10 protein-coding genes are annotated in these 12,836 nt (G+C 75.1%); 5 read left to right on the top strand and 5 right to left on the bottom strand.

The annotated features are described in order from the left end of the window. The first annotated feature begins 66 nt into the window (after positions 1-66). Positions 67-336: a GlsB/YeaQ/YmgE family stress response membrane protein gene (locus GNZ18_RS14110; protein ID WP_156216822.1), complete on the top strand. Its 270-nt coding sequence runs from the start codon at positions 67-69 to the stop codon at positions 334-336. Positions 337-374: 38 nt separating this feature from the next. Here the strand turns inward: GNZ18_RS14110 and GNZ18_RS14105 are convergent, their stop codons facing one another. After that, positions 375-2,267 (bottom strand): propionyl-CoA synthetase, encoded by a 1,893-nt coding sequence (locus tag GNZ18_RS14105; RefSeq protein WP_156216821.1) that lies wholly within the window; start codon positions 2,265-2,267, stop codon positions 375-377. Positions 2,268-2,398: 131 nt separating this feature from the next. Then, on the bottom strand, positions 2,399-3,838 hold the full coding sequence (locus GNZ18_RS14100) for an MFS transporter (protein WP_156216820.1): 1,440 nt from the start codon (positions 3,836-3,838) through the stop codon (positions 2,399-2,401). A 93-nt stretch (positions 3,839-3,931) separates the two neighbouring features. Here GNZ18_RS14100 and GNZ18_RS14095 point away from each other — a divergent pair, with 93 nt between their 5' ends. The 3 genes from GNZ18_RS14095 (at position 3,932) to GNZ18_RS14085 (ending at position 7,705) form a co-directional block, all read left to right on the top strand. After that, positions 3,932-4,474, top strand: a complete 543-nt coding sequence (locus GNZ18_RS14095) for a MarR family winged helix-turn-helix transcriptional regulator (protein ID WP_156216819.1) — start codon at positions 3,932-3,934, stop codon at positions 4,472-4,474. A 188-nt stretch (positions 4,475-4,662) separates the two neighbouring features. Next, the gene (locus GNZ18_RS14090) at positions 4,663-6,387 is read left to right on the top strand and encodes a SelB domain-containing protein (RefSeq protein WP_156216818.1); all 1,725 of its coding nucleotides are present in this window, start codon (positions 4,663-4,665) and stop codon (positions 6,385-6,387) included. Positions 6,388-6,511: 124 nt separating this feature from the next. Then, complete coding sequence (locus tag GNZ18_RS14085) at positions 6,512-7,705, top strand: RtcB family protein (RefSeq protein WP_156216817.1); 1,194 nt, start codon at positions 6,512-6,514, stop codon at positions 7,703-7,705. A 109-nt stretch (positions 7,706-7,814) separates the two neighbouring features. On the opposite strand, the gene GNZ18_RS14080 is transcribed toward GNZ18_RS14085, so the two are convergent. The 3 genes from GNZ18_RS14080 to GNZ18_RS14070 form a co-directional block, all read right to left on the bottom strand. After that, a complete protein-coding gene (locus tag GNZ18_RS14080) occupies positions 7,815-8,498 on the bottom strand; it encodes a response regulator transcription factor (RefSeq protein ID WP_156216816.1) in 684 nt (227 codons plus the stop codon). A gap of 10 nt (positions 8,499-8,508) precedes the next feature. After that, positions 8,509-10,641 carry an MMPL family transporter gene (locus GNZ18_RS14075; RefSeq protein WP_216651278.1) on the bottom strand — a complete coding sequence of 711 codons (2,133 nt, stop codon included), beginning with the start codon at positions 10,639-10,641 and terminating at the stop codon, positions 8,509-8,511. A 242-nt stretch (positions 10,642-10,883) separates the two neighbouring features. Further along, the gene (locus GNZ18_RS14070) at positions 10,884-11,693 is read right to left on the bottom strand and encodes an alpha/beta hydrolase (protein ID WP_156216815.1); all 810 of its coding nucleotides are present in this window, start codon (positions 11,691-11,693) and stop codon (positions 10,884-10,886) included. Between the two features lie 148 nt (positions 11,694-11,841). Between GNZ18_RS14070 and moaA the strand changes: the two genes are divergently transcribed. Further along, positions 11,842-12,831 carry a GTP 3',8-cyclase MoaA gene (gene moaA / locus GNZ18_RS14065; protein WP_214619208.1) on the top strand — a complete coding sequence of 330 codons (990 nt, stop codon included), beginning with the start codon at positions 11,842-11,844 and terminating at the stop codon, positions 12,829-12,831. Positions 12,832-12,836 lie beyond the last annotated feature (5 nt).

Below are 12,836 nucleotides of genomic sequence, written 5' to 3'. Positions count from 1 at the left end.
GGCGTTCCCGCAGGTCGTGTCGGTGATCGCGGAGCGGGTAGGGCTCGGACGGGGGAAGGAGCGGACATGACCATCGGGGGGAGCCTCGCCGCCGTCGTCCTGGGCGCGGCCGTGGGCGTGCTCGGACGGCTGATCGCGCCGGGGCGGCCGACGATGCCGGTCTGGCTCATGATCGCGGTCGGTGTCGTCGCGGCGTTCGCGGGGACGGGACTGTCCCACCTGGTCGGGCTGGAGAGCGGCGGCTGGGACTACTGGGAGACGCTCTTCCAGATCGCGCTCGCCGCCGTGGGCGTGTACCTGGTCGCGATGTTCTGGCCGACGTCCGGCACACGCTGACCGGGCCCTCCGCACGCACTCCCAGCGCCCTCCCCGCGCTACTCCCGGGCGTCGGAGGGGCGCAGGACGGCGCGCAGGCCCTCCAGCACGGCCGGGTCCTCGATCGTGGAGGGGACGCTCACCTCCTGCCCGTCGGCGAGGCCGCGCATCACCCCCCGCAGGATCTTGCCCGACCGCGTCTTCGGCAGCGCGGGCACGACCGCGACCTCCCGGAGCGCGGCGACGGGCCCGACCTGCTCGCGCACCATCCGCACCAGCTCGGCCGACAGCTCCCCGGGCTCGGCGAGCACGCCGCTCTTCAGCACGACCAGGCCGCGCGGCACCTGCCCCTTCAGCGCGTCCCGCACGCCGATCACCGCGCACTCGGCGACCGCCGGGTGCGCCGCGATGACCTCCTCCATCGTGCCGGTCGACAGCCGGTGCCCGGCCACGTTGATCACGTCGTCGGTGCGGCCCATGACCCACACGTAGCCGTCCTCGTCGACGTGGCCGCCGTCGCCGGTCAGGTAGTGGCCGGGGTGCCGGGTGAGGTAGGACTCGACGAAGCGCTCGTCGTCCTGCCACAGCGTCGGCAGCGTGCCGGGCGGCAGCGGCAGCCGCAGCGCGATGTCGCCGTCGACGCCGGGCGGGAGGGGCGTGCCGTCGTCGCCGAGGACGCGCACGTCGTAGCCGGGGACGGGCAGGGACGGCGACCCCGCCTTGATCGGCATCGGCTCCAGCCCGCGCGGGTTCGCCACGATCGGCCAGCCGGTCTCGGTCTGCCACCAGTGGTCGACGACGGGCCGGTCGAGCACGCGGGAGGCCCACCGGTAGGTGTCGGGGTCCAGGCGCTCCCCGGCGAGGAACAGGGTCTCCAGCGCCGACAGGTCGTGCCCGGCGAGCAGGGCGCCCTCCGGGTCCTCCTTCTTGATCGCGCGGATGGCGGTGGGCGCCGCGAACAGCGCCTTCACGCGGTGCTGCGCGGCGACGCGCCAGAACGCGCCCGCGTCGGGCGTGCCCACCGGCTTGCCCTCGTACAGGACGGTCGTGCAGCCCGTCAGCAGCGGCGCGTACACGATGTAGGAGTGGCCGACGACCCAGCCGACGTCGGACGCCGCCCAGAACACGTCGCCCGGCCCCATGCCGTAGACGTTCTCCATCGACCAGCGCAGCGCGACCGCGTGCCCGCCGTTGTCGCGGACCACGCCCTTCGGCCGCCCGGTCGTCCCGGAGGTGTAGAGGATGTAGAGCGGGTCGGTCGCGGCGACCGGGACGCACTCGGCGGGCTCGGCCTCGGCGACCGCCTCGTCCCACTCGACGTCGCGCGGGCGGACGAGGTCGGCGTGCAGCTGCTCGCGCTGGCGGATCACGCACCGTTCCACCTTGTGCTTGGCCAGCTCCAGGGCCTGGTCGAGCAGCGGCTTGTAGGCCACGACCCGGTCGCCCTCGATGCCGCAGGACGCCGACACGACCGCCTTCGGCCGGGCGTCGTCGATCCGGGCGGCCAGCTCGCGCGCCGCGAACCCGCCGAACACCACCGAGTGGACGGCGCCGAGCCGGGCGCAGGCCAGCATCGCCACGACCGCCTCGGGCACCATCGGCAGGTAGATGACGACGCGGTCGCCCCGGTCGACGCCCTGCTTGCGCAGCGCCCCGGCGAACCGGGCGACCAGGCCGGTCAGCTCCCGGAAGGTGTAGGAGCGGACCGTGCCGGTGACGGGGCTGTCGTAGATGAGGGCGGGCCGGTCGCCGCGCCCCTCCTCCACGTGCCGGTCCAGGGCGTTGTCGCAGGTGTTCAGCTCGCCGCCGGTGAACCAGCGGTAGAACGGGGGCGCGCCGTCGTCCAGCACGCGGTCGGGCGGGACGAGCCAGCGGACGTCCCGCGCGGCCAGCCCCCAGAAACGGGTCGGATCGGCGATGCTGCGTTCGTACGCGGCCGCGTAGGCGCCCATTTCGTCCTCCCGGTGCGGTCCCCTGGCCCCAATCCGCGTTTTCGGGGCGCACACCTATAGGGCATGGCGCGGGTGCCGTTCGTCAAGGCCCCGCGCCGCCACGATCCGTCGCGGCCCGGCCCCGGGCGAGGTCAGCCGCCCGTCCGGTGGGGGTGCCGCAGCCCGTGCGCGACGGCGACCAGCGCGGCCAGCGCGGCGCCCGCCGCGACGATCCAGAAGCACAGCTCGTAGGCGCCGAGCGTCGGCACGTCGGTGCCCGCGAGCACCCGCCCGGCCAGGATCGAGGCGGTGACCGCGCCCGCGACGCTGCCGCCGGTGGTGCGGACGAGCGAGTTGATCCCGCTGGCGATGCCGCTCTGGCTCATCGGGACGTGCTGGACGGCGAGCGTCCCGAGCGCCGCGTAGGCGATCCCGAACCCGACGCCCTGGATGGCGCTGAAGGCGAGCATGTCCCACGAGTGGGAGTTGGACAGCGCGAGCCACAGGTAGCTCAGCCCGGCGAACGCCGACCCGATCGCGAGCGTGTGGGCGGGGCCGATCCGCGCGGAGATCCGTCCGGCGAGGGCGGAGAAGACGAGCATGGTGACGGTGCTCGGCAGCATGTAGAGCCCGACGTCCAGCACCGACCCGTCCAGGCCGTACCCGGTTCTCGCGGACGGCGACTGCACGAACCCCGAGATCAGCGTGAACGCGGCGAACATCGAGAAGCCGAGCAGCGCCGAGGCGAGGTTGGCCGACAGCGACCGCGGCCCGACCAGCAGGCCCAGCCGGACGAGCGGGTCGCGCACCCGCAGCTCCACCGCCGTCCACACCGCGCACAGCGCGGCCGCCGCGCCGAACAGCCCGAGGACGCCCGCCGACGTCCAGCCCCACGCGTTGCCCTGGCTGATCGCGAGCAGCAGGCAGACCAGCCACGCGGCGAGGAGGGCGGCGCCCGCGATGTCGGGCCGCCCGCCCGCGCGGGCCCCGACGTCGCGCGCGGTGGCCCCGATGAGCACCAGCGCGGCGGCGCCCAGCCCGGCCGCGATCCAGAACACCGGGTGGTGGTTCGACGTGCGGTCCGCGATGAGCCCGGTCACGATCATGCCGATGCTGCCGCCGACGCCCATCGTGGCGCTGACGATGCCGATCGCGGTGGTGATCCGCGCCACCGGGAAGGTGTCCCTGATCATGCCGATCGCGAGCGGGATCAGCGCGGACGAGACGCCCTGCAGCGCGCGCCCGGCGATGAGGACGGCCAGCGAGCCCGACAGCGCGCAGATCACCGAGCCCGCGACGAGCAGGGCGAGCGTGAGCAGCACCATCCGCTTCTTGCCGTACATGTCGCCGAACCGCGACAGCAGCGGGGTCGCGACCGCCCCGGCCAGCAGCGAGGCGGTGAACACCCACGTCACGTCGGTGACCGACGCGTCGAAGTGCCGCATGAGCTGGGGGAGCAGCGGGATCACCAGCGTCTGCTGCACCGAGACCACCATCCCGGCGACGGCCAGCGCCAGCAGCGTGAGGCCGGTGTGCGCGGGCCGGACGTCCTGGCCGGGCGGCGCGGCGGCCGTGGTGGGAACGCCGGTCATGGGGAACCTCCAAGCGGATCGGCGCGGGGTGCGGGTGGGCACGCGCCAACTATACTTACTTAAGTTAAGTAATCGCATCGTAGGATGAGTCACATGCCGTCATCGGTCCCCAGGGGCAGCGCGGGGGGCTCCGCGAGCGACTCCGCGAACGAATCCGCGAAGGACATCGTCGAGATCGAGCGGGCGCTCACCCGCGTCGCGCACATGCTCACCCGCACCCGCCAGCACGACCGCTTCGTCGCCGAGGCCGGGGTGCCGGTCGAGCGGGCCGCCGTCCCGCTGCTGCGGACGCTCGCCGAGGCGGACGCGCCGATGCGGCCGAGCGAGCTGGCGGCCCGGCTCGCCGTCGAGGCGCCGCACGTCACCCGGCAGATCCAGCGGCTGGAGCGGGTGGGCTACGTGCGCCGGGTGCCCGACCCCGGCGACGGGCGCGCCTACCGCGTCGAGCTGAGCGACGCGGGGCTGGAGGCGTTCGAGTGCATCCGCGCGGCCGGGCGGCGGTGGGTGGCGGGCGCGCTCGCGGAGTGGTCGCCGGGCGAGCGCGAGCAGCTCGCCGGTCTCGTCCACCGGATGCTGGACGACTTCGAGGCCCACCGCGACCGGCTCGACGCGGCGGCGGCCCGCCGGACGGGCTGACCTGGGCGGTCGCCGGCGCCGCGCCCGGCCGCCCGCCGCACGGTGAGATGTGTCATCTCAGCGTGCGGTCCCGATCCGCTTTCGCTACCGCCCCCGCCGTCCTTAGGGTTACCTTCCGTGGACCTTCCCGCGGACCCTCGTCCGCGCAATCCCCGCGCCGCCCTCCCGCCCCGTCCGGCACGGCGCCGATGCACCTAGCCGTCACCGCCGGGCACGCCGGGCACGGAAAGTCGGCTCTCGTGCGCGCGCTCACCGTCCGCGACCCCGCCGGGCCCGGCGGCGCCGGTGCCGGGCCGCCCGCGGGCGGCCGGATCGGGTTCATCGACGTCCCGGGCGGGGAACGGTCCGTCCCGGCCGTGATCGCCGGGGCCGCGACGGTGCCCGCCGTGCTGTTCGCCGTCGCCGCCGACGAGGGCTGGACGGCGCAGTCGGCCGAGCACCTGGCCGCGCTCGACGCGCTCGGCGTCCGGCACGGCGTGCTCGCCGTCACCCGCTCCGACCTGGCCGACCCGAGGCTCGTGCTGCGGCAGGCCCGCGAGCGCCTCGCCGGGACCGCGCTCGGCGGCGTCGAGGCCGTCGCGGTCAGCGCCGTCACCGGCGCCGGGCTGGACGAGCTGGCCGCCGCCCTCGACCGGCTCGCCGCGCGGCTGCCCGTCCCCGACCCGGACGCGCCGGTGCGGCTGTGGGCCGACCACGCCGACAGCGACGGCGGCCTGACCGTCGTCACCGGCACGCTCGGCGGCGGGACGGTCCGGCCCGGGGACGAGCTGGTCCTGCTGCCCTCCGGCGGCCGCGCCCGCGTCGAGGCGGTCGAGAGCGGCGGCGGGCCCCGCGCCCGGCCCTTCGCGCCCTCCGCGCGGGCGCGCGGGTTCGCCCGCGTCACGCTGTCCCTGCGCGGCGGCGCCCCGGGGCCCGCCGTGACCGCCGCCGTCGCCCCCGGCCGCTGGACCCTCACCGCCTGCGTCGACGTCCGCACCCGCTTCGGTGAGGCGTCCGGGCGGCTCGCCCGGCAGATGATCCTGCACCTCGGGTCGGCGGCCGTCCCGGTGCGGCTGCGGCCGCTCGGCCCCGACACCGCACGCCTGACGCTGAACGCGCGCCTCGCGCTGCACGTCGGCGACACCGGGCTGCTGCGCGACGCCGCCCGCCGCACCGTCGCGGGGGTGAGCGTGCTGGACGTCCGCCCGCCGCCGCTCGTCCGGCGCGGGGACGCGGCGGCGCGGGCGCGGGAGCTGGCGTCCTGGCCGGACCGCCCCGGCGGCGCGGTGATCCTGGCCCGGCACGGCGTGCTCCGCCGGTCCGAGCTGGAGCCGATGGGCTGCGCGCCGCCGCCGGACGCCGTCGTGCCCGACGACGGCTGGCTCGCCGACCCCGGCCACTGGGCGTCGCTGCGCGAGCGCCTCGGCGAGGAGGTGGCCCGGCACGCCGCCGAGCGGCCGCGGGCGCCGGGCGTGCCGCTGGAGACCGTCCGGCTGCGGCTCGGGCTGCCGTCCCGGCGGCTGGCCGCCGCGCTGGTCCGGCCGCCGCTGCGGCTGGAGGGCGGGCGCGTCCACGGCCCCGCCGCCCCGGCCCGGAGCGCCATGCCGCCCGGCATCGCTGCGGCCGTGGAGCGGCTGCGCGCCGAGCTGTCCCGGGCGCCGTTCGACGCGCCCGCCGCCGAGCGGCTCGCCGAGCTGGGCCTGACCGGCGGCGCGCTCGCCGCGGCCGAGCGGGCGGGCGCCGTGCTGCGCCTCGGGGACGGCGTCGTCCTGCTGCCGGGCGCCGACCGGGAGGCGCTGCGGATCCTGTCCGCGCTGCCGCAGCCGTTCACGCCCGGCCAGGCCGGGCACGCCCTGGCGACGAGCCGCCGTGTGGCGGTCGCGCTGCTGCGCCACCTCGACCACCTGGGGTTCACCGAGCGCCGGCGCTCCTGACCGCCGCCCCGCCGGACGCCTTTTTTCGAATGCCGAGGGTATTCAGCGGAAAAACCCTTTGAAACGCGCCCCTGATTTCTGGCCTTATATACCTCGGTTCGGTCACCCGTCAGAAGGAGAAGGCATGCCGTACCAGACTCTGAAGGGCGGCCGCGTTCCGATCCGGATGTGGACCGACCCCGGCACCGTCGAGGATCTCGCCCTCGACCAGCTCCGCAACGTCTCCGCTCTGCCCTGGGTGGAAGGGCTCGCGGTGATGCCCGACGTCCACTACGGAAAGGGCGCGACGGTCGGTTCCGTCATCGCCATGCGCGACGCGGTCTCCCCGGCGGCGGTCGGCGTCGACATCGGCTGCGGAATGACCGCCGCGAAGTCCTCGCTCACCGTCGAGGACATGCCGGACGACCTTTCGGGCCTCCGCCACCGCCTGGAGCGGGCGATCCCGGTCGGGCGCGGCTCGCACAAGCAGGCGGTGGACCCCTCGGGGCTGCCGAACCTGAAGGAGCGCGGCTGGTACGACTTCTGGAAGGCGTTCGAGGACCTGCACCCGGCGGTCCGCGCCCGCCTCGGCCGCGCCCGCCAGCAGATGGGCACGCTCGGCGGCGGCAACCACTTCCTGGAGCTGTGCGCGGACGACGACGGCGCGATCTGGCTCGTCCTGCACTCGGGGTCCCGCAACATCGGCAACGAGCTGGCCGAGCACCACATCGAGGCCGCCCGCAAGCTCCCGCACAACCAGGACCTGCCGGACAACGACCTCGCGGTGTTCCTCACCGGCACCGCGAAGATGGACGCCTACCGGCACGACCTGTTCTGGGCGCAGGAGTACGCGCGCCGCAACCGCGCGGTCATGATGGCGCTCGCGCAGGGCGTCGTGACCCGCCGGTTCGGCGACAACCGCTGCAAGTGGGACGAGGTCATCTCCTGCCACCACAACTACGTGGCGGAGGAGACCTACGGCGGCGCCGAGCTGCTCGTCACCCGCAAGGGCGCGATCCGCGCGGGCGCGGGGGACCTCGGCATCATCCCCGGCTCGATGGCGACCGGCACCTACATCGTGCGCGGCCTCGGCAACGAGACCGCCTACAACTCGGCCTCGCACGGCGCGGGCCGCCTGATGAGCCGCAACAAGGCCCGGAAGAACTTCACGGTGGAGGACGTGATCGAGCAGACGAAGGGCGTCGAGTGCCGCAAGGACGGCGGCGTCATCGACGAGATCCCGGGTGCCTACAAGGACCTGGATACGGTGATGGCGGCGCAGTCCGACCTGGTCGAGGTCGTCGCCCACCTGCGCCAGCTGATCTGCGTGAAGGGCTGACCGTGCCCGGGGCGGGGAGGCGGCGGCACGGCCGTCACACCCGCCCGCGCGGAGGCCCTGCGCGCCGAACCGGCCCGGAAGGCCGGCCCTGGCCCGCGATGACCTGGCGCTAGGCGGGCGGGGGCCGCAGCACGTAGCCGACGCCCCGGACGGTGTGGATGAGCTTCGGCTCGCCCGCGTCGACCTTGCGGCGCAGGTAGCCGATGTAGGACTCGACGATGCTCGCGTCGCCGCCGAAGTCGTACTCCCACACCCGTCCGAGGATCTGCGGCTTGGACAGGACCCGCCCCGCGTTCTCCATCAGGTAGCGCAGCAGCCGGAACTCGGTGGGCGACAGCCGCACCGGCGCCCCGCCCCGCAGCACCTGGTGGGACGCCGGGTCCAGGCTCAGGTCGGCGACGGTGAGCAGCCCCTCGGGCCCGCCGCTGCGGCGCAGCACGGCGCGGATCCGCGCGATCAGCTCCTCCAGGTCGAAGGGCTTGGTGACGTAGTCGTCGCCCCCGGCCGTGAGCCCCCTGACCTTGTCGGACGGGGCGTCCCGCGCGGTGAGGAACAGCACCGGCAGCGGGCCGCCCCGCTCGCGCAGCCGCGCGATGACCGAGAAGCCGTCGAGGTCGGGGAGCATCACGTCCAGCAGCACGAGGTCGGGCCGCTCGCGCGCCGCCGCGGCCACCGCCTCCTCGCCGGTGGCCGCGGAGGTCACGGCGAACCCCGCGAAACGCAGGCTCGCCGCCAGCAGCTCGCGGATGGTCGGCTCGTCGTCCACCACGAGAAGCCGCGCGCTCTCCTCCATGATCCTGAGACTAGGGCGTGTGCCGGCCCGCCGGGACCGGCGCCGGGCGGTCGGCGGGCGGCGCGTCGCCGTGGCCGGGCCACCAGGCGCGGTGCCCGATGAGCGCGGTCAGCCCCGGCGTGACGAACAGCGCCATGACGAACGCGGCGACCGCGATCCCGAACGAGATCGCGAAGCCGACCTCGACGAGGACCTGGTTGCCCGCGAGCATCAGCGCGGCGAACGACCCGGTGAGGATCAGCCCGGCGGCGCCGATCGTGGGCCCGGTGTGCCGGATCGCGGCGGCCAGCGCGGGCCGCGGCGCGGCGCCCTCCCTGGCCTCCTCCCGCAGCCGCGCCATGATCAGGATGTTGTAGTCGGTGCCGAGCGCGACGACGAACATGTACATGATCAGCGGCAGGTGGAACAGCAGGCCCGGTTTCCCTCCGACCTGCTGGAACAGCAGCGCCGACGCGCCGAGCGTCGCGCCGAAGCCGAGCCCGACGGAGGCGAGCAGGTACCAGGGCGCGACGAGGCTGCGCAGCAGCAGCGCCAGCACCACGAAGATCAGCGCGGCGGCGGCCGGGAACACGATCGAGTAGTCCCGGTTCATCGCGGAGCGGATGTCGACGAACACCGCCGTGCTGCCGCCGACCAGCGCGTCGGTCCCCTCGGGGGCGGCCTGGCGGGCGGTGCGGCGCAGCGGGCCCCGCACGGTGTCCAGCGCGCGGGCGGACTCGGGCGCCGAGGACAGCACGACCGCGAACCCGGCCGTCTCGCCGTCCGGACTGACCTGCGGCGGCGCGACCTCGCCGACGCCCTCCACGGCCTTCAGCCGGTCGCCGAACCGGGTGAGCGCCGCCCGGTCGAGCTTGCGGCCGGTCAGGTAGACGTGGGTCGGGTCGGTCGCCCCGGCGGGCAGGCCCTTCTGGAGGTCCTGGAGCGCGACCCGCGACTCCGCCGAGGACGGCAGCGCCCCGGCCGCGAGGTCGAAGTCGGGCCTGAACCCGAACGACCCCACGGCGAGGACGGCGAGGATCCCCCCGGCGACCGACGCGTACAGCGCGGGACGCCGCGCCAGCGACGCGCCGACCCGCGCGAACCGCGCGGCCTCCGGCTCCCGCCGCCACGCCTTGGAGGGCCAGAACACCTTCGTGCCCAGCAGGGAGACCACGGCAGGGACGAGCGTCAGGCCGCCCAGCAGCGTGACGGTGACGGCGATCGCCAGCGACGGCCCCCAGGAGCGGAACAGCGACAGCGTCGACAGCGTCATCGCCAGGAACGCGATGATCACCACCCCGGCGGCCGAGGTGATCGCCTCGCCGACCCGGGTGAGCGCGCCGACCATCGCGGTCTTCGGGTCGTCGCCCGCGCGCAGCCGCTCGCGGTAGCGGAACATCAGGAACAGGATGTAGTCGGTGCCGACGCCGAACAGCACCACGATGAGCAGCTGCGAGGCCGAGGAGTCCGCCTGGAGCCCGAGCGCCCGCACGGTCGCGGCGATCAGGCCGTTGGCGACCTGCGACAGCACGGCCAGCACGACGATCGGCAGCAGCGCGGTCACCGGGCTCCGGAAGATCGCCAGCAGCAGGACCAGGATCAGCACCAGCGTGGCGAGCATGACGAGCAGGTCGGCGTCGCCGCTGGACTCCCGGTCGTCCAGCGTGGCGGACGCGGCGCCGGTCGTCCGCGCCCGCAGCCCCGTGCCCGCGGTGAGCCGCTTCAGCTCGCCGCGCAGCGCGTGCGCCGCGTCCGCCGCCTCGGGGGTCTCGGTGCCGACGTCCGACGGCATCCGGACGGCGATCGTCTGCACGAGCCGGTTCGGCGACGGCGGCCCCGGCACCAGCTCGGCGACGTCCTTGAGGTGCGCGTCCCGCGCCGACCGCGCGATCCCGGCGACCCGCGCCGAGTCGGCGGCCGTCAGCGGGCGCCCGTCGGCGCGGCCGACGACCACGACCGCCGCCGGTGTGAAGGTGTCGGGGAACGCCGCGTCCTGCACCTTCTGCGCCCTGACCGACTCGTAGTGGCCGGGCAGGAAGTCGCTCTCGTCGTTGCTGGTCGGCAGGCCGGGGGACAGGGCGATCACGGCGACCGCCGCCACGACCCACACCGCGATCACGCGCCAGGGGTGCCCCACCACCATCCGGCCGAGCCTGGCGAACACGCGCGGGTCCGCCGATGTCGAGTCAGCACCCTCTCGGGGTCTCCTGGTGAATTTCACGCGGCCAGGCTGGCGCGGGCTTCCGGCAGGTCCCTGGGAGCGGCGGGGGCGGCGGCTGGGAGCCGGCCGGACCCGCGCGGCCCCGACCGGACGCGGTGCGTGATCGGCGCCGGTCACGGCCGGGCCGAGGACGGGGGAGGGTCCGGGGACTCCCAGGCGGCTCCCAGAGGATTCACGGGTTCCGCTCAGCCGCCCAGCACGCGGTCGATGAACGCGGTGACGTCCGCGAGGACCTCGTCGCGGTTGGTCTCGTTGAACACCTCGTGGCGGGCGCCCGGGTAAAGCCGCTCGGTGAGGCCCGGACCGCGGACGGCCTCCACGCCGACCCGGCTGTCCTCCGGGCGGACGAGCCGGTCCGCCTCCCCGTGCACGTACAGGACGGGCAGCGCGCCCAGCGAGCCGTGCTCGTTGACGCGGCGCAGCGCCGCGTCCAGCGCCCGGACGGTGCGCTTCCTGAACGGGCCGTGCCACACGAGCGGGTCCGCGGAGTAGGCCAGGCCGACCGCCGGGTCCCGCGAGAGCGTGGCGGTGTCGATCGGGTCGGTGGGCATCTCCTCCAGCGGCAGCAGCTCCTCCACCACGTGCCAGCGGCCCAGCACCGGCCCCGACAGCGCCAGCAGGGCCAGCCCCGCCCCGTGCAGCTGGGCGTACCGGGCGGCGACCAGGCCGCCCATCGAGTGGCCGATCATCACGACCGGCAGCCCGGGATGGTCGCCGCGCGCCGCCTCCACCACCGTGTGGACGTCGGCGACGACGTCCTCGTAGTCCTCGACCAGGACCCGCTCGCCCGCCGACAGCCCGTGCCCCATGTGGTCGGGCCCGCACACCGTGGCGCCGTGCCGCACCAGGGCGTCGGCGACGTGCCCGTAGCGCCCGAGGTGCTCGCCGTAGCCGTGCACGAGGACGGCGACGTACCTCGGCTCCGGGGCCGCCCAGACGCGCGCCGTGACGGCGCCTCTCGTCCCCGCGAACTCCCATGTCGTCGGCGTGACCATCCGTGACCTCCCGTGTCCATCGCGTACCGGGTCGAAACCGTCTCCCGTGATGACGCGGATCGTCAACCGCCGCAATAGGCTGGAATGACCGACCACAATCGCCGGCGGCCCGCTGCCCGGGCCGTCCAGCAGCAGGAAAGGGGCGCCCGTGCTGGTCGACACCTTCGGCCGAACCGCGACGGACCTACGGGTCTCCCTCACCGACCGGTGCAACCTTCGGTGCTCGTACTGCATGCCGCCGGAGGGGCTGGACTGGCTGCCCAAGCCGGAGCTGCTCACCGACGAGGAGGTGCTGCGGCTCGTCCGGCTCGGCGTCACCGAACTCGGGATCACCGAGGTCCGCTACACCGGCGGGGAGCCGCTGCTGCGGCGCGGCCTCACCGAGATCGTGCGGCGGACGGCCGCGCTCGCGCCGCGCCCGCAGGTCTCGCTGACCACCAACGGCATCGGCCTGGACCGGCTGGCGGCGCCGCTCGCCGACGCCGGGCTCGACCGGGTGAACGTCTCGCTCGACACCCTCGATCCCGCGACGTTCAAGCGGCTCGCGCACCGCGACCGGCTCGGCGACGTCCTGGCCGGGCTCGCGGCGGCGCGCGCGGCCGGGCTCACGCCGGTGAAGATCAACGCGGTGCTGATGCGGGGGGTCAACGACCACGAGGCGGTCCCGCTGCTGCGGTTCTGCCTGGAGCACGGCTACCGGCTCCGCTTCATCGAGCAGATGCCGCTGGACGCCCAGCACGGCTGGACCCGCGAGAACATGATCACCGCGGAGGAGATCCTCGACCGGCTCTCCGCCGAGTTCGACCTCGTACCCGGGGACGCGCACGCGCGCGGCAGCGCCCCCGCCGAGGCGTTCACCGTCGACGGCGGGCCCGCGCAGGTGGGCGTGATCGGCTCGGTGACCCGCCCGTTCTGCGGCGCCTGCGACCGGGTCCGGCTCACCGCCGACGGGCAGGTCCGCAACTGCCTGTTCGCCACCGAGGAGTCCAACCTGCGCGACGCCATGCGCGGCGGCGCCACCGACGAGGAACTCCTGGAGCGCTGGCGCGCGGCGGTGCGCGCCAAGCGCGCCGGGCACGGCATCGACGACCCGTCCTTCCTCCAGCCGTCGCGTCCGATGTCGGCGATCGGCGGCTGAGCGGC

The organism is Actinomadura litoris (assembly GCF_009733595.1).
GTDB classification, from domain to species: Bacteria; Actinomycetota; Actinomycetes; order Streptosporangiales; family Streptosporangiaceae; genus Spirillospora; species Spirillospora litoris.
The sequence above is the reverse complement of the archived record's forward strand: the minus strand, read 5'-3'. Positions and strand labels throughout refer to the sequence as shown.

What these genes read in the sequence shown, in the direction of transcription:
- GNZ18_RS14110 (WP_156216822.1), top strand. Translation starts at nt 67, where the DNA reads ATGACCATCGGGGGGAGCCTCGCCGCCGTCGTCCTGGGCGCGGCCGTG.
- GNZ18_RS14105 (WP_156216821.1), bottom strand. Translation starts at nt 2,267, where the DNA reads ATGGGCGCCTACGCGGCCGCGTACGAACGCAGCATCGCCGATCCGACC.
- GNZ18_RS14100 (WP_156216820.1), bottom strand. Translation starts at nt 3,838, where the DNA reads ATGACCGGCGTTCCCACCACGGCCGCCGCGCCGCCCGGCCAGGACGTC.
- GNZ18_RS14095 (WP_156216819.1), top strand. Translation starts at nt 3,932, where the DNA reads ATGCCGTCATCGGTCCCCAGGGGCAGCGCGGGGGGCTCCGCGAGCGAC.
- GNZ18_RS14090 (WP_156216818.1), top strand. Translation starts at nt 4,663, where the DNA reads ATGCACCTAGCCGTCACCGCCGGGCACGCCGGGCACGGAAAGTCGGCT.
- GNZ18_RS14085 (WP_156216817.1), top strand. Translation starts at nt 6,512, where the DNA reads ATGCCGTACCAGACTCTGAAGGGCGGCCGCGTTCCGATCCGGATGTGG.
- GNZ18_RS14080 (WP_156216816.1), bottom strand. Translation starts at nt 8,498, where the DNA reads ATGGAGGAGAGCGCGCGGCTTCTCGTGGTGGACGACGAGCCGACCATC.
- GNZ18_RS14070 (WP_156216815.1), bottom strand. Translation starts at nt 11,693, where the DNA reads ATGGTCACGCCGACGACATGGGAGTTCGCGGGGACGAGAGGCGCCGTC.